Source organism: Actinomycetospora corticicola (assembly GCF_013409505.1).
In the GTDB taxonomy this organism is placed as follows: Bacteria; Actinomycetota; Actinomycetes; order Mycobacteriales; family Pseudonocardiaceae; genus Actinomycetospora; species Actinomycetospora corticicola.
The window spans coordinates 204,498-219,411 of record NZ_JACCBN010000001.1 but is presented as its reverse complement, the minus strand read 5'-3'; the positions used below and the strand labels follow the sequence as shown (position 1 = coordinate 219,411).

Genomic DNA, 14,914 nt, shown 5'->3' with positions numbered 1-14,914 from the left:
AATTTCTCCCCTCGCGAACGGAGTAGCACCGTGACAGCCGAACGCGAGGGGAAGGATCGAGCGCTCTTGTGGCACGAAGGTTCCCCTCGCGCGGGCGTGCGGCTCGGCTCCGCCGAACTGCGCGAGCTCCTCGCGTCGATCGCGGAGGGCGCGGCCGAGCGGGAGCTGCACGACGTGAGTCCGTTCGAGCAGGTGAAGGCCGTCGCCGCGGCCGGGCTCGGCGCCCTCGCGCTGCCGGTCGACGAGGGCGGGCAGGGCGCGTCGGTCCGCGAACTGCTCGGGTTCGTGATCGACCTGGCGGAGGCGGACCCGATCGTCGCGCACGTGCTGCGGACGCACTTCAGCCAGACGCTGGGCTTCGTGCGCGGCGGACACACCCGCTGGCTCGACGAGGTGCGGGCCGGAAAGGTGTTCGGCAACGCGATCTCCGAGACCGGCGCGGTCGCCGCCGGGAACCACGACTTCACGACGACGTTGACCGAGGCCGGCGACGGATGGCGGCTCGACGGCGTGAAGTACTACAGCACCGGCACGCTGTACTCGGACTGGATCTCGGTGGCGGCCCGGGTGGAGGGCGATCGGGTGGCGACGGTGCTCGTGCCCGTCTCGCGCGCGGGCGTCACGGTCGTCGACGACTGGGACGGCATGGGCCAGTCACGGACCGGGACGGGGACGACGCGGTTCGACGGGGTCGCCGTCGCGCCCGAGGAGTTCCTGACGGTGCGTCCCCGCCACGAGCCGCGGGCCGCTTCCGACGTGCCGTTCCTCCAGCTCTACCTGCAAGCGTTGGTGGCGGGCATCCTCCGGTCCGTCGCGACGGACGCGGCCGCGCTCGTGCGTTCCCGGACCCGCACCTTCGACCACGCGCCCGCCCCACGGCCGGTCGACGACCCGATCCTGCAGGAGACGGTGGGCCGACTCGCCGCCACGGCCTGGATCGCGGAGGCGAGCGTCCTCGCTGCAGCCGATGCGGTGCAGGCCGCCGAGGACGCCGTACGGGCCGGGGAGCCCACCGACGAGGTGGGCCGCGCGGCGTCGGTGGCCGCCAGTGCGGTGAAGGTGCACCTCGACCGCGTGGCGGCCGACGCGGCGACGACGTTGTTCGACGTCGGCGGCGCGTCGGCCTCCAGCCGCGCGAAGAACCTGGACCGGCACTGGCGCAACATCCGCACCCTGACCCTGCACAACCCGGCGTCGTACCGGGCGAGCGCTCTCGGCCGCCTGGCGATCAGCGGCGAGGAGCTCCCCCGCAACGGCTACTTCTGATCGGCCACCTGCAGCGTCTCCTCGCTGACGGGGTCCTTCGAGCCGACGTACGAGCGCACCTCGTCCAGGCCGTCCCACACGTTCACGTTCATCACGGCGAGCAGCCGGTCGGAGCCGTCGAGCCAGGAGGCGACGAACTCCCGGCCGGCGACGTCGCCGCTGGTCACGATGCGGGCGTAGCTGCCCTGCGGCGCGTGCCCGACGTACTCCATCCCGAGGTCGAACTGGTCGGAGAAGAAGTACGGCGCGTCGGTGTAGGTGGCGTCGCCGCCGAGCAGCGCGGCCACCGCGGTCGCCGGGTGGGTGGAGGCGGCGTTCCAGTGCTCGACGCGCAGCCGCCCGAAGGTCGGGTGGTCGTGGGCGGCGATGTCGCCGACGGCGTAGACGTCGGGGTCGCTGGAGCGCAGCGACGCGTCGACCAGCACGCCGTTCTCGACGTCGAGCCCGGCGGCCTCGGCGAGCGCGAGCTCCGGTGCGGCGCCGACCCCGATGACGACGGCGTCGGCCTCGACGGTGGACCCGTCGGCGAGGCGGACCCCGGCGGCGCGGCCGTTCTCGACGACGATCTCCTGCACCTCGACCTGCGGGCGCAGCTCGACGCCGTTCTGCGTGTGCAGGTCGGCGAACACCTGCGCCATCTCCGGCCCGAGGACCTTGAGCAGCGGGAGCTCCTCGTGCTCCAGCACCGTCACCGTCGTGCCCGCCCCGCGGGCGGTCGCCGCGACCTCGAGTCCGATCCAGCCGGCGCCGACGACGACGAGGCGGCGACCCTCCCCGAACTCCGCGCGGATCGCGTCGGAGTCCTCCCGGGTCCGCAGCGTGTGCACGCCGGGCGCGTCCGCCCCGGGCAGGTCCAGCGTGCGGGCGGTGGAGCCGGTGGCGAGGACGAGCTTGTCGTAGTCGAGCGTGGTGCCGTCGGCGAGCGTGACCTGGTGCGCCTTCGGGTCCAGGGCGTCGGCCCGGGCGCCGAGGCGCAGGTCGATCCGCTGCTCGTCGTACCACTCGCGGGGGTGCAGGACGACGTCGTCGTCGAAGGCGACCGACCCGGCGAGGTAGTCCTTGGACAGTGGCGGGCGGTCGTAGGGCAGGTGGGTCTCCCCGCCGACGAGCGTGACGTCCCCGTCGAACCCCTGGTCGCGCAGGGTCTGCGCGGTCGTGGAGCCGGCGAGTCCGCTCCCGATGATCACGATGTGCATACCCGGGGGGTGGCTCCGCCTCGTGAGTACTAATCCGTGTTCCGGCACGGATTAGTACTCACGGGGCGGAGCCACCCCCACGTGTGGAGTTCATCGGACAGCTCAGCACCCGGTACGGCTCGGAGATCCACCCGCCGTCGGGACCCGTTCTCGACGTCGGGTTCGCGCGCCGGTTCGCCGCCGCGCACGAGGAGGCCGGGTTCGACCGGGTGCTCGTCGGGCACAGCGCCTCCTCCCCCGACGGGCTGCAGGTGGCCGCCGCGCTGGCCGCGTCGACCGACCGGCTCGGCTTCCTGATCGCCCACCGGCCGGGGTTCGTCGCGCCCACCCTCGCGGCCCGGTCCTTCGCCACGCTCGACGCGTTCGCCGGCAGCGGGCGGGTCGCGGTGCACACCATCTCGGGCGGCAGCGACGCCGACCAGGCCCGCGACGGCGACCACGTCGACAAGGAGGGCCGCTACCGGCGGACCGACGAGTACCTCGAGGTGCTGCGCCGGACCTGGACCGCGACCGAGCCGTTCGACCACCACGGCGAGTTCTACGACGTGACCGATGCGCAGACCGACGTCCGCCCCGAGCAGCCGATCCCGGTCTTCTTCGGCGGCTCGTCCGCGTCCGCCTACCGCGTGGGTGGGAAGCACGCCGACGTCTTCGCGCTGTGGGGCGAGCCGCTCGCCGACACCGCCGAGCAGATCGCCTCGGTCCACGACGCCGCGCGGGCGGCCGGACGCACCGAGATGCCGGGGATCTCCGTGTCCTTCCGCCCCATCCTCGGCGCCACCGAGGAGCAGGCGTGGGAGCGGGCGCACGACGTGCTCGACCGGATCGTCGCCGCGGGCGGGGGCGGCGGCTCGTTCACCGGGCGCAGCGCGAACCGGCAGCAGCACGAGACGACGCGCACGAACGTCGGGTCGCAGCGGCTGATGGCCACCGCGGAGCGCGGCGAGCTGCACGACCGGTGCCTCTGGACGCCGACCGCGGCCGCCAGCGGCGCCGCCGGGAACTCGACGGCCCTGGTCGGGACCCCGGAGACGGTGGCCGCGGCCCTGCTCGACTACGTCGGGATCGGGGTGACGACGTTCCTGCTGCGCGGCTACGACCCCTTCGACGACGTCGCCGCCTACGGCCGGGACCTGCTGCCGCTCGTCCGCTCGGAGGTGGACAGCGTGGTTGTGTGATCGCGACCACAGGCGTACGTGTGGAGGGACGTGACGACGACGTCATCGGAGGTGCCGGTCATGACCGAACCACGCCAGCCCATCACGCCCCTGCCCCGCCGCGACGCCGACGAACCGACCCGCGCGGGCACCATCTCCGGCTGGGTCGAGTCGGTGCGGATGTGGGCCCGCGAGCGGGGCCTGCCCGTCTCGTCGTCGGGGCCCCTCCCGCCCGGGATCGTCGACCAGTACCGGCGGCGCCAGAGCCGCGAATAGGGAAGGCTCGGGCTCCCGGATCCGTTGTGCACGACGAGTCGAGAGAAGGGACCTTCATGGCCACCGAGACCGCGATCCTCGCCGGCGGCTGCTTCTGGGGCGCCCAGGACCTGCTGCGTCGCCGGCCCGGCGTCATCTCCACCCGCGTCGGCTACTCCGGCGGGGACGTCCCGAACGCCACCTACCGCAACCACGGCGACCACGCCGAGGCCGTCGAGGTCGTGTTCGACAACGAGAAGATCTCCTTCCGCGAGATCCTGGAGTTCTTCTTCCAGATCCACGACCCGTCGACGCGCAACCGGCAGGGCAACGACATCGGCCGCAGCTACCGGTCGGCGATCTACTACACCTCCGACGAGCAGAAGCGCGTCGCCGAGGACACCATCGCCGACGTCGACGCCTCCGGCCTGTGGCCGGGCAAGGTCGTCACCGAGGTCGAGCCGGCCGGTGACTTCTGGGAGGCCGAGCCGGAGCACCAGGACTACCTGATCCGCCAGCCGTGGGGCTACACCTGCCACTGGGTTCGCCCGGACTGGAAGCTGCCGAGGCGCTCCGAGACGTCCGCCCAGGCCTGATCCGTCCGGGAAGGGGCGGGGGCGTCGTCCCCCGCCCCTTCCGCGCGTCAGCCGCCAAAGCGCCGCGGCCCGGGGACCGACCCGAGGGCCCGCGAGACGGCGTGCGCGCTGGTGCGCACGAGGGCCGAGAGCGAGGCCACCTCGGCGCCCTCCGCGTGCGCGACGATCGAGAGCGCGGCCACTACGGGCCCGCTGCCGTGCCGGATCGGCGCCGCCACGGAGACCGCATCGTCGGTGACCTGGCGGTCACTGACCGCGCAGTCCCGACGACGGGCGGCGGCGAGGGCCTCCCGGATAGCGGCGGTCGAGGTGAGGGTGTGCCGGGTGTAGCGCGGGACCGGGGAGGCGAGCACCCGGTCGACCACCTCCCCGGGCGCGTGCGCGAGCAGGACCAGGCCGACGCCGGTGGCGCTCAGCGCGAACCGGCCGCCTACCCGGGTGCGGACCGGGACCGCCCGGGACCCGGCCAGCCGCTCGACGTAGACCACCTCGTCGTCCTCCCGGACCGCGAGCTGCACGTTCTCCCGGGTGACCTCGCACAGGTCCTCCAGGAAGGGCAGCGCGATCTCGCGCAGCCCGGGGCCGCGGGGGGCGAGCGCTCCGATCTCCCAGAGCCGCAGCCCGATCTGGTACCGGCCCGAGGTCCCGCGTTCCAGCGCACCGCACGCGAGCAGCTCGGCTGCCAGCCGGTGCACCGTGGAGATCGGGAGACCGGTCCGCCGGGCGAGCTCGCTGAGCGAGAGCTGCGGGTGCTCGGCGTCGAACGCGGCGAGGGCGCTGAAGGCCCGGGCCACGACGGGCCCGGTCACCCGGCCCTTCGCGACGCCCACGGCGGTCACAGGTCCAGGACGAGCCGCGCGGAGGCGGCGCGGGAGACGCAGACGAACATCGTGTCGTGGGCCGAGCGCTCCTCCGCGGAGAGCAGGGCGTCCCGGTGGTCGACCTCGCCGGCGAGCACCCCGGTCTCGCAGGTCCCGCAGGTGCCCGCGCGGCAGGAGGACAGCATGTCGACGCCGGCGTCCTCGAGAGTCTCGAGGACCGTGCGCCCCGGCGGGACGACGAGGCGGCGGCCGGAGGCGGCGAGCTCGATCTCGAAGCCCTCCCGCCGCTCGTCGCCCGCGGCGTCCTCGACCGGGGTGAACCGCTCCAGGTGGAGCACCCCGGGCGGACGGTCGGCCGTGTGGGCGGTGATCGCCGCGAGGAGGGGCGCCGGCCCGCAGCAGTACACGAGCCCGTCCGGCTCGAGCTCGCCGACCGCCCGGCGGAGGTCGAGCAGGCCGCACGTGTCCTCCGGCCACAGCTCGACCCGGTCGGGGTGCTCGGCCCGCAGCCGATCGGCGAAGGCCATGGTGGAGGTGCTCCGACCGCCGTAGGTGAGGTGCCAGTCGGCCCCGCGCGTCTCCGCCTCGGCGATCATCGGCAGGAGCGGGGTGATGCCGATCCCGCCGGCGACGAACCGGTAGCTCGGCGCCGAGAGGAGCGCGAACCGGTTGCGGGGCCCGAGCACGCGGATCGTCGCGCCGGGGTGCAGCGTGTCGTGGACACGGGCGGAACCCCCGCGACCGGCGGGGACGCGCAGGACCGCGATCCGCCACCGGTGGTCGTCGTGCGGGTCGCCGCAGAGCGAGTACGGGCGGACGAACCCGTCGAGGTGCAGCTCGACGTGGGCGCCCGGCGTCCACGCCGGGAGCGCCGCGCCTCCCGGTCGGGTCAACGTCAGGGCCACCACGTCATCGGCGACGAGCTCGCGACGCTCCACGAGCAGATCGAGTCCCGCCGTCCCGTCGGCGGCGGATCCCGGACCGGTGACGGCGGTCGACGCGGTCACCACGGGACCCCCGCGGTCCCGGCGAGTGCCCCCGGGTGCGCGCCGTCCACCCCGTGGTGGCCGTCGGGATGGGCGAGCAACCACGTCCACACCTCGACCGGTCCCTCGGCCACGACCTCGGAGCCGCAGTGACAGGTGCCCCGGAGCCGGTCGTCGCCGGGCAGCCACACCACCCGGATCCTCGCGGTCCCAAGGGGCACTCGGTCCGGCCCCGCCGTCACCGGACACCCCCGGCGCCGGCGCCCAGCTGGCGGGCCAGGAGGCGCCGCGCGGCGAGGCCCCCGGTGTCGATGTTGATCGAGAGCTCCTGGGCGCCCTCGGGGTCGGTGGCGACGACGGTCTCGAGCACGTCGAGGGCGACGACGTCCTGGCGGACGACGGCCCGGTTCTGCTCGGCCAGGAAGGCCGACACCTCCGCGTCGTCGAGCGCGAAGTCACGGGCGACCATCCAGAAGTCGTGCGTGGAGTGCTCCGTCTCCGGCGTGATGGCGTAGACGACCTCGACGTGGAAGGCGTCCGGGTCGGTGCCGTCGGGGCGGGGGACGCTCCCCACCGGGGCGATGCGCGAGTGCAGGAGGTAGAGGCACGGCGGGGTGTACTCGATGTCCTGCCATCGCGAGATCCGGCCGCGGAGCCCGGTGGAGCGGGCGTAGAAGGGCGGGCACTCGGCGTCGTCCATGTGCCGGCTCACGTGGACCACGCCCGCCTCGTCGTCGACCTCGGTGGTGATCGGGGTCCCGGCGACCTCCGGGGTGCCGATGGAGCCGCCGTGCAGGTAGGTCTCGTGCGAGAGGTCCAGGAGGTTGTCCACCAGCAGCCCGAAGCGGGCCGCGAGCGGCTCGAGCCCGCGGACGACCGTCCAGGCCGGGTCGTCGAGCCACGGTGCCCGCGGGATCGGGGTGTCCGCGGCCCGGGCCGGGTCGCCGATCCACACCCAGACGAGGGAGTCCTGCTCGCGGATCGGGTACGAGGTGAGGCGGGCCGTCCGCGGCACCCGGGTCTGGCCCGGGACGGCGGTGCACCGGCCGTCGCTGCCGTAGGTGAAGCCGTGGTAGCCGCAGATCACCTGGTCGTCGACGAGGCGGGTCGGCGCCTGCGAGAGCGGGAAGCGGCGGTGGACGCACCGGTCGGAGACCGCGGTGACCGTTCCCTCGGCGGTGCGCCAGAACAGGATGGACTCCCCCGCGATCGTGCGGTGGAACAATTCGTCCCGAATCTCGACCCCGTAGGCGGCGACGTACCACTGCTCGCGGGGAATCGTGGTGGTCATGTCGATATCGTGCGGCGCGCCGGGCACCCTCCACAGCCTCCGTCCCACATGTCGGAAAACTGTCCGACCGCCGAATTCCCGCTCGCGACCGGGCACGCCGAATCGACGGACCCGACCCTCGGGGGCCGGGTCCGTCGACGGGCGCAGCGCCTGCTCAGACCCCGGTGCGCACCGAGTCGTGCCAGGGGATGACCAGCTTCTTGACCGTCGTCACGGCGACGTAGAGCAGGGATCCCAGCACCGCCAACAACACGATCACGGCGAACAGACGAGGCGCGTCGAGGGCGTTCAGGCTCGACACCACGAGGAATCCGAGCCCCTCGCTGCCGCCGAGGTATTCACCCACGATGGCGCCGATCACCGAGAACACGATCGCGACCTCGGCGCCCGTGAACACGTAGGGAAGTGTCGTGGGCAGTTCCATGTTGCGGAAGGTCGCCCATCGACCGGCGCCGAGCCCGCGCATCACGTCGCGGTGCCCGCGGTCGACCGAGCGCACGCCGAGCATCACGTTCAGCATGATCGGGAAGAAGGCGAGCAGCGCGGCCATGATGATCTTCGACGTGGGGCCGAAGCCGAACCAGATCACGAAGATCGGCACGAACGCGACCTTCGGCACGACCTGGAGGGCCACGAGCGCCGGCTGCACGGCCCGCTGCAGCCACGCGATCCGGCCGAGCACCGCGCCCACGGCGACACCCACGACGAGCGCGATCCCGAAGCCGGCGAGGACCTCGAACAGCGTGATGCCGACGTGGCCCCAGATGTCCTCGCTCGCGAGCAGCGTCCCCAGCGCGCCCGCCACCGCGCCCGGTGCGGGCAGGATGAACTCCGACACCCCGACCACGGACACCGCGAACTGCCAGCCGCCCAGCAGCACGAGCAGCATCACCGGGCCGCTGATCCACGGGAGCCGCCGCATCCACGGCGACTCGCCCTCACCCCCGGCGTCCGCGGTCGGGGCCGGGGCGCCGTCGGTGTGCTCGATCGTGGTCATCAGTCCTCCTCGTCCAGCTCGCGGCGCAGCCCGACGACGAGCTCGCCGAACTCCGCCGTCGCCTCCACCTCGACCGATCGCGGCCGCGGGAGGGTGACGGGCGTGATCGACCGGATGCGGCCGGGCCGCGGGGTCAGCAGCACGATGCGATCGGCGAGGAACACCGCCTCGTTGATCGAGTGCGTCACGAACACGACCGTCGCGCCCGAGTCGGCGTGGATCCGCTGCAGCTCCAGGTTCATCCGGTCGCGGGTCATGGCGTCGAGCGCCCCGAAGGGCTCGTCCATGAGCAGCACGGACGGGTCGCACGCCAGCGCCCGCGCGATGGCGGCGCGCTGGCGCATCCCGCCGGAGAGTTCGCGCGGGTAGGAGTCCTCGAAGCCGACGAGCCCCACGGTCGCGCACAGTTCGGCGGCCCGCGCCCGACGCTCGGCCTTCGCGACACCGCGCAGCTTGAGCGGGAGCGCGACGTTGTCGACCACGGTGAACCACGGGAAGAGGTTCGCCTCCTGGAAGACGAGCCCGAACTCGGCGAACACGGCGTCGTCGCGCCGCCCGTTCACCCAGGCCGACCGGCCGCCCGCCTCGACCGCACCCGCCGTCGGGGCCAGCAGCCCGGACAACACGCGCAGCAGCGTCGTCTTCCCGCACCCCGAACGGCCCACGAGCGACACGAACTCGCCCACGCCGATCTCGAGGTCGATGCCCGACAGCGCGTGCACCTCCCCGCGGCGCGTCGGGTAGACCTTGTCGACGCCCGACACGCGGAGGCCGACCGCGCGGCCGCCCGCCCCCGCCGTTCCGCGGTCGCGCTGCGGTCCGGCATCGGTGTGGTGGACCAACGTCTCCTGGCTCATCGGTGCTCCCGTCCTCATCGGGTCACGGTCCCGGTCGGCGCGATCCCGGCGACCAGCCACTGCGCCGGGTCCAGCCCCGGAGGCAACTGCCCGATCCCGGCGATCTCCTGGTAGGTCCTCTCCCAGCGCTGCGGGGAGATGCCGACGGAGGTCTCCCCACCGGTGTAGGACGCGACGTAGCCGCGCAGCGCCTCGCGCGCCGTCTCCGGATCGCCGAGCGCGGGGACCTGGTACTTCGAGGAGATCGAGGCCATCGTGGCCTGGAACCCGGTGGCCTGGTCGGCGGCGATGAACCGCACCGCGTCGTCGATCGCGGCCATGTAGCGACGCAGCTTGTCCTGCTCCGCGGGGTCCTGCGCGGTCGCCCGCGAGGTGGCGTAGACCTGGGCGCCCGCGCTGATGGCGGAATTCGGGTCGTAGACGACGGCCTCGGGCCGGGTGCGCTGCAACTGCACGGACGTGTCGAGGGAGACGATGTAGGCGTCGATGCGCCCCGTGGTGAGCAGGTCGAACACGCCCGGGGCGAGGCCGACGACCTGGCGGCGCACCTCGGCCGGCGGGACGCCCGCCGAGCCGGCGACGAGGTCGAGGGTGATCGAACTGGTCCCGCCCTCGGACGGGGTCCCCACGAGCTTGCCCCGGAACTGCCCGGCCTCGGTGATCGCGTCGTCGCGGGCCGAGACCATGCGCAGCGTGCCCCGGTGGATGGCCTCCCCGACCGCGACGAGGGGGGCACCCCGCTTCCCGGCGGCGATCATCGTCTCGATGTCGCCGATGCGGGTGATCTCCGCGGAGCCGGCGAGGACCGTCTGGATGGCGGGGGCCGAGCCCTGGGTCGTCTCGAAGGTGACGTCGAGCCCGCGGGCCGCGAAGAAGCCCTTCGTGTCGGCGATCAGCTCGGCCGAGTACGACAACGACTCGAGCGGCAGGATGTTGAGGAAGGTCATCCGCTGGCGGCCGTCGTCGGTGGTGTCTCCCGCCCCGCCGCACGCCGTGAGCACCGCTACCGCGGCGAGGGCCACGGCGAGGGCGCGCAGCACCCGGCTGCGGGACATTCGGATCGGTCTCATCGGTGGGCCTCCTGGGGACGGGGTGCCGCCGACCGGGCGGCCGGGTCGAGCAGGAAGGTGGTGGCGGTGCCGCCGAGCACGGCGGCGCGGTCGGCCGGGCCGAGAGCGGCCAGCAGGCGCGCGGTCCCGTCGCCGTGGACGTGCGGGTGGTCGCCGGCGTACAGGACGAGCTCGCCCGGCCCGATCACCTCGAGGGCCTCGTCGAGCTCGGGGCGCGCGGTCGGCAGGTGCGCCGGGGTGGACGTGAACCGGACCTGCTCGCGGAGGTACTCCGACGGCGGCCGGGTCACCCACGGCACCTCCCGCCAGATGCCCTTCCACTCCTTGTCCAGGCGCCACAGCAGGGGCGGGAGCCAGGAGAAGCCGCACTCGGCGACGACCACCCGCAGGTCGGGCAGCCGCCCCAGCACCCCCTCCACGACGAGGCTGGTGAGCTGGCCCTGTGCGATCTGCCCCTGGGCGAGGTAGTCCTGGAGGTAGGTGTGGGTGAACCCGGTGGTGGTCGCCGCGCTGCCCGCCCGCCCCCAGGCGTGCAGGGCGACCGCGAGGCCGTGCTCGACGCTCGCCTCGAACAGGGGCAGGAAGCGACGGTGGCCGTAGCGGTGGTCGTGGCCGCGCACCGGCAGCAGCACCTGGACGAAGCGGGGGTCCCCGGCGCGACGACGGATCTCCTCGACCGCCGCCTCCGGGTCGACCGAGGGCACCGCGACACTCGCGCGCACCCGGGGGTCGTGGTCGAGGAACCGCTCGGCCACCCAGTCATTGAGCGCGCGGCACAGGGCCGCGTCGAAGTAGGGGTTGCGGCTGACGTCGAAGGCGGAGGTCGCGGTGAGGACCGCCGTCGTGACCGCGGCCCCGCCGGGCGCGGGCACGTCGAGCACCTGCGCCCGCAGGGTCTCGACGTCGGCGGGGGCGGCGCCGGTGACCGCGCCGGGCGGGTAGGCGCCGGCCTGGACCGGGTCGAGGCGCAACGCGGCGCCCTCGACGTAGTCGCGCCAGTAGGCGGGCAGGTGGGGCAGGAGGTCCGCCCACGACGCAGGGGCGACGTGGGTGTCCGCGTCGACCACGCCGGCGCTCACGGGGTGCCCGCCGGGAGCTCGAGACCGTAGAGCGCGGCCGCGTTGCGGGCCATCATCGGCCGGCGCAGGTCGGCGGGGAGCACCCGCAGCGCCGTCACCGGGTCGTCGAAGTCCCAGTGCGGGTAGTCGGAGGCGAAGAGGAGCCGGTCGAGCATGCCGGTGTGGCGCAGCGTCGTCGCGAGGTGCGCGAGGTTCTCCGGCTCGTCGATCGGCTGGGTGGTGAACCAGCAGTGCTCCCGGACGATCTCCGACGGGGGACGCACCACCCGCGGCACGTCGTCGCGGAAGCACGCCCAGCCCTCGTCGAGTCCCCACAGCAGCGAGGGCAGCCAGGTGATGCCGCCCTCCACGAGGACCAGGCGCAGGCCGGGGTGGTCGTCGAACACGCCGCCCGCGACGAGCGCGGTCAGGGCCATCGCCATCGCGTTGCCGTACCAGCCGTGCTGCTCGAGGTAGAACGACGGCCAGCCGTCCCCGCGGTGCCCCTCGGTGCCGCCGAGGTGCATGCCGACGGGGAGCCCGGCGGCGGCCGCGGCGGCGTAGATCGGCCGGTACTTCGCGTCGGCGACCGGCAGGTGGGTCCCGCTGGGGAAGAGCACCTGCACGAAGCGGGGGTCCCCCGCGCGCCGCTCGATCTCGGCGACGGCGTGCTCCGGGGACTCGTGGGCGATGCAGATGCTGGCGCGCAGCCGGGGTTCGGGGTCGAGCCAGTCGGCGACCTGGATGTCGTTGAGCGCGCGGCACAGGGCCGCGGCGTACGCGGGTTCCTCCGCGCCCCAGGTGTGGCCCTGCAGCGGGATGAGCACGCCCGCGAGGACGTCGTAGGGGTCGAGCAGCTGCTCGCGCAGCAGCCCGAGGTCGCTGCCGGGAGGCCCCGACGCGGGATGCGCGTCGGCCCGCATGCCGCCGTTGCGCACCCGCGGGTAGATCGCGGGCGGGGCCGCGCCCCGCACCCCGAAGCGCTCGAAGCGCCGCGCCCAGGGTGCGGGCAGCTCGGTCGCGAGCCGGGCCGGGGTGACCGCCGGGTGGATGTCGGCGTCCACGACGGGGGTGCGGGCGCGACGACGCGGCGACGCCGCGCCCGCGTCCCGGGCGAGGGTGGTGGTCATGCGGGGTCCTCCTGCACGTCGTCGGGCCGGGGGCGCGCGGTCGTGTCCACGACCACGACGTGGTTCTCGACGGACACGTCGAACGTGTCCGCGACGTAGGGACCCGGGACGCGCCCGGTCCGGGGGTCCACCGCCACGACCTCCGCCGGGAAGCTGCGGGCGGGCGCGTCGCCGGGTCCGACGTAGGACCGGCCGGTGGTGACGTCGTACTCCCAGCCGTGCCAGGGGCAGGCCACGAACACCCGGTCCGGGTCGAGCGCGACCTCGCCGGGGGCCGGGGCGACCGCCACCGGGGCGACCCGGCCCCGGCACAGGGGACCGCCCTGGTGGGGGCAGTGGTCGGCCAGCGCGTGGTAGCGGTCGCCCACCCGGAAGATCCCGATCGAGCGGCGGCCCACCTGCACCACCCGGTGCTCGCCGGGCGCGAGCTCGTCGGCGCCCATCACCGCGATCCTCACGGGGCCTCCCCGGTGCGCTCGAGGAGCTCGACGACGCCCGCGTCGGCGTCGAGCCGGATGCGGTCGCCGGTGCGCAGCACCGCGACCGGGTCGTCGTCGAGGTCGGCGAGGGCGGGCACGCGGGTGACGACCGCGCCGAGCGCCGCCTTCGTGGTGGTCACCGCGAAGATCATCCCGATCGGCGCGGTCCCGAGCAGCCGGGTCGTTTGGAAGAACCCCGACCAGCCCGAGGAGCCCTTGGCGCCGGGGAAGACCAGGATGCGCCCGGAGAAGCAGACCCCGGCCAGCGGGTGGCGGGCCTCGATGATCGTCCCGGTGGCCGGGTCGATCCCGCCCCAGCCCGAGATCGTCTCGGGCGAGACCAGGACCTCGCCGGTGACGACGCCCGGGACGACGGTGCGCCCGCGCAGCACGACCCGCGGCAGTGCGGTCGGCGGCGCGCTCATCGGAGCTCACCGCGCCAGCGGCCGGTGACCGCGGCGTCGACGCACTCGGCCGTGGTCCCGAACCAGGCGCCGATCCCGAGGATGGCCGGCAGGTAGTGCGCCTGCTTCGCCGAGTCGGTCGCGAAGGTCCGGGTGCCGACGGGAGCCGTGCGCGACATCGCCGGGCAGGAGTCGGTGAGCACCCGGCCCCCGGCGGCCTCGATCACCGCGGTGTGGCCCGAGCGCTCCGCGACCGCGGCGAGCGCCCGCGGCGCCATCACCCACAGCTCGGTGCCCGCGGCGAGGCGGCGGCCGTCGAGGGCCCGCGCGATGTCGCGGATCTGGTCCAGCGAGGCGTGCGGGCACCCGAGGAGCACGAAGTCGACGTCCTCGTCGGAGCCCTGGTCGTTGAGCCGGGCGTACGCGGCTCGCTTCTCGGCCTCGCCGAACACCACGGCGTCGGGCACCCGGCCCCCGCCGAACGCGGCCTCCACCGTCGGCGCCTCGGGGGTCACCCCGGGGACGTGGTACATCTCGACCCCGCCGGACGACGCCGCGGCAGCCCCGAAGTGCTTGAGGTCGGTGAGGTCGGGCAGGGCCAGGTCGCCGGTGACGACCGGACGGGCCTCCTGGACGACGTCACCCACGAAGTAGCCCAGGAGCCCCCAGTCGCGGAACGACGCCACCGGGGTGGTGGCCCGCACAAGGTGGGTGCCGCGGCGCTGCTCGTCGTGGTGGTTGCCCCAGCAGGGGATGCGCCCGGTCAGGCTGGCCGCCCCGGTGGAAGCACCTCCCTCGCAGTTCGTCCGCGCCCCCAGCACGCTGTTGGCGTAGACGACGGCGGAGGACTCCATCCAGGCGCAGTGCTCGCCGCGGACGGGGAGGTTGCCGACCTGGTAGGGCGTGCAGGTCGCGAGCACGGAGACCCCCCGCGCCCCCATGAACGCCTCTCCCCCGCTCTGGAGCTGCACGAACTCCTCGGGATAGGGCACCGTCCCCACGGAGTCCGGCCCGAACCCCTGCTGGAGCTGGCAGGTCGGGACGGCCATCGGCGGGATCGGCAGCGTCTCGTCGGCGTCCAGGTTGATGATCGAGAAGGCCCGGTCCCAGCCACCCTCGGCCACCAGGCGGGCCTTCACCGGGGAGGGCTGGGTGGTGGTGCCCGCGACGTTGCGGACGGTGCAGAGCCGTTCCGCGTCGAGGGCCTCGCCGTAGCGCACCAGCAGGTCCATCGCGGCCGCCGTGGCCGGCCCGTCCGCCCCGTCGCGCATCCGCTGCTCGTCGTCGGTGAGGATCATCGGGTCACCGCCCGCGTGGGAGGCGCCTCGAGGTGGTTCGGGTGCGGCATCGG

The 14,914-nt window shown here is 74.2% G+C and carries 17 protein-coding genes; 4 read left to right on the top strand and 13 right to left on the bottom strand.

The features are described 5' to 3' along the window. Positions 1-96: 96 nt before the first annotated feature. Entirely contained in the window at positions 97-1,266 is a 1,170-nt protein-coding gene (locus tag BJ983_RS01015) for an acyl-CoA dehydrogenase family protein (RefSeq protein WP_343053591.1), read from the top strand. On the opposite strand, the gene BJ983_RS01010 is transcribed toward BJ983_RS01015, so the two are convergent. Next, a complete protein-coding gene (locus BJ983_RS01010; RefSeq protein ID WP_179792089.1) occupies positions 1,257-2,462 on the bottom strand; it encodes an NAD(P)/FAD-dependent oxidoreductase in 1,206 nt (401 codons plus the stop codon). The genes BJ983_RS01015 and BJ983_RS01010 overlap by 10 nt on opposite strands. 83 nt (positions 2,463-2,545) lie before the next feature. Here BJ983_RS01010 and BJ983_RS01005 point away from each other — a divergent pair, with 83 nt between their 5' ends. Genes BJ983_RS01005 through msrA form a run of 3 tightly spaced genes read left to right on the top strand, consistent with a single transcriptional unit; the run spans position 2,546 to position 4,470 of the window. Next, positions 2,546-3,640 (top strand): LLM class flavin-dependent oxidoreductase, encoded by a 1,095-nt coding sequence (locus tag BJ983_RS01005; RefSeq protein ID WP_179792088.1) that lies wholly within the window; start codon positions 2,546-2,548, stop codon positions 3,638-3,640. Positions 3,641-3,700: 60 nt separating this feature from the next. Next, positions 3,701-3,895 carry an Lsr2 family DNA-binding protein gene (locus BJ983_RS01000; RefSeq protein ID WP_179792087.1) on the top strand — a complete coding sequence of 65 codons (195 nt, stop codon included), beginning with the start codon at positions 3,701-3,703 and terminating at the stop codon, positions 3,893-3,895. 56 nt (positions 3,896-3,951) lie between these two features. Beyond that, positions 3,952-4,470, top strand: a complete 519-nt coding sequence (msrA, locus tag BJ983_RS00995) for a peptide-methionine (S)-S-oxide reductase MsrA (protein WP_179792086.1) — start codon at positions 3,952-3,954, stop codon at positions 4,468-4,470. Positions 4,471-4,517: 47 nt separating this feature from the next. Here msrA and BJ983_RS00990 read toward each other — a convergent pair whose 3' ends face one another. From BJ983_RS00990 to BJ983_RS00935, 12 genes are all read right to left on the bottom strand, one after another. Next, complete coding sequence (locus BJ983_RS00990; RefSeq protein ID WP_179797240.1) at positions 4,518-5,300, bottom strand: IclR family transcriptional regulator; 783 nt, start codon at positions 5,298-5,300, stop codon at positions 4,518-4,520. Between the two features lie 5 nt (positions 5,301-5,305). Further along, on the bottom strand, positions 5,306-6,298 hold the full coding sequence (locus BJ983_RS00985; RefSeq protein WP_179792085.1) for a 2Fe-2S iron-sulfur cluster-binding protein: 993 nt from the start codon (positions 6,296-6,298) through the stop codon (positions 5,306-5,308). Then, positions 6,295-6,471 (bottom strand): hypothetical protein, encoded by a 177-nt coding sequence (locus tag BJ983_RS00980; RefSeq protein ID WP_343053590.1) that lies wholly within the window; start codon positions 6,469-6,471, stop codon positions 6,295-6,297. The genes BJ983_RS00985 and BJ983_RS00980 overlap by 4 nt, the downstream gene beginning before the upstream one ends. Before the next feature lie 44 nt (positions 6,472-6,515). Further along, entirely contained in the window at positions 6,516-7,568 is a 1,053-nt protein-coding gene (locus BJ983_RS00975; protein WP_179792083.1) for an aromatic ring-hydroxylating oxygenase subunit alpha, read from the bottom strand. A gap of 154 nt (positions 7,569-7,722) precedes the next feature. Continuing rightward, positions 7,723-8,565, bottom strand: a complete 843-nt coding sequence (locus tag BJ983_RS00970) for an ABC transporter permease (protein WP_246325503.1) — start codon at positions 8,563-8,565, stop codon at positions 7,723-7,725. Further along, a complete protein-coding gene (locus BJ983_RS00965) occupies positions 8,565-9,440 on the bottom strand; it encodes an ABC transporter ATP-binding protein (protein WP_246325502.1) in 876 nt (291 codons plus the stop codon). The genes BJ983_RS00970 and BJ983_RS00965 overlap by 1 nt, the downstream gene beginning before the upstream one ends. Continuing rightward, on the bottom strand, positions 9,437-10,492 hold the full coding sequence (locus tag BJ983_RS00960; RefSeq protein WP_179792081.1) for an ABC transporter substrate-binding protein: 1,056 nt from the start codon (positions 10,490-10,492) through the stop codon (positions 9,437-9,439). Before BJ983_RS00960 ends, BJ983_RS00965 begins: the two co-directional genes overlap by 4 nt. Continuing rightward, complete coding sequence (locus tag BJ983_RS00955; protein ID WP_179792080.1) at positions 10,489-11,571, bottom strand: amidohydrolase family protein; 1,083 nt, start codon at positions 11,569-11,571, stop codon at positions 10,489-10,491. Before BJ983_RS00955 ends, BJ983_RS00960 begins: the two co-directional genes overlap by 4 nt. Continuing rightward, a complete protein-coding gene (locus BJ983_RS00950) occupies positions 11,568-12,680 on the bottom strand; it encodes an amidohydrolase family protein (RefSeq protein WP_179792079.1) in 1,113 nt (370 codons plus the stop codon). The genes BJ983_RS00955 and BJ983_RS00950 overlap by 4 nt, the downstream gene beginning before the upstream one ends. Then, entirely contained in the window at positions 12,677-13,138 is a 462-nt protein-coding gene (locus BJ983_RS00945; protein ID WP_179792078.1) for a Rieske 2Fe-2S domain-containing protein, read from the bottom strand. The genes BJ983_RS00950 and BJ983_RS00945 overlap by 4 nt, the downstream gene beginning before the upstream one ends. Then, on the bottom strand, positions 13,135-13,584 hold the full coding sequence (locus tag BJ983_RS00940; RefSeq protein ID WP_179792077.1) for an aconitase X swivel domain-containing protein: 450 nt from the start codon (positions 13,582-13,584) through the stop codon (positions 13,135-13,137). Before BJ983_RS00940 ends, BJ983_RS00945 begins: the two co-directional genes overlap by 4 nt. Further along, a complete protein-coding gene (locus BJ983_RS00935; protein ID WP_179792076.1) occupies positions 13,581-14,861 on the bottom strand; it encodes an aconitase X in 1,281 nt (426 codons plus the stop codon). The genes BJ983_RS00940 and BJ983_RS00935 overlap by 4 nt, the downstream gene beginning before the upstream one ends. Between the last annotated feature and the right edge of the window lie 53 nt (positions 14,862-14,914).

What these genes read in the sequence shown, in the direction of transcription:
- BJ983_RS01010 (WP_179792089.1), bottom strand. Translation starts at nt 2,462, where the DNA reads ATGCACATCGTGATCATCGGGAGCGGACTCGCCGGCTCCACGACCGCG.
- BJ983_RS01000 (WP_179792087.1), top strand. Translation starts at nt 3,701, where the DNA reads ATGACCGAACCACGCCAGCCCATCACGCCCCTGCCCCGCCGCGACGCC.
- msrA (WP_179792086.1), top strand. Translation starts at nt 3,952, where the DNA reads ATGGCCACCGAGACCGCGATCCTCGCCGGCGGCTGCTTCTGGGGCGCC.
- BJ983_RS00975 (WP_179792083.1), bottom strand. Translation starts at nt 7,568, where the DNA reads ATGACCACCACGATTCCCCGCGAGCAGTGGTACGTCGCCGCCTACGGG.
- BJ983_RS00970 (WP_246325503.1), bottom strand. Translation starts at nt 8,565, where the DNA reads ATGACCACGATCGAGCACACCGACGGCGCCCCGGCCCCGACCGCGGAC.
- BJ983_RS00965 (WP_246325502.1), bottom strand. Translation starts at nt 9,440, where the DNA reads ATGAGGACGGGAGCACCGATGAGCCAGGAGACGTTGGTCCACCACACC.
- BJ983_RS00960 (WP_179792081.1), bottom strand. Translation starts at nt 10,492, where the DNA reads ATGAGACCGATCCGAATGTCCCGCAGCCGGGTGCTGCGCGCCCTCGCC.
- BJ983_RS00950 (WP_179792079.1), bottom strand. Translation starts at nt 12,680, where the DNA reads ATGACCACCACCCTCGCCCGGGACGCGGGCGCGGCGTCGCCGCGTCGT.
- BJ983_RS00940 (WP_179792077.1), bottom strand. Translation starts at nt 13,584, where the DNA reads ATGAGCGCGCCGCCGACCGCACTGCCGCGGGTCGTGCTGCGCGGGCGC.
- BJ983_RS00935 (WP_179792076.1), bottom strand. Translation starts at nt 14,861, where the DNA reads ATGATCCTCACCGACGACGAGCAGCGGATGCGCGACGGGGCGGACGGG.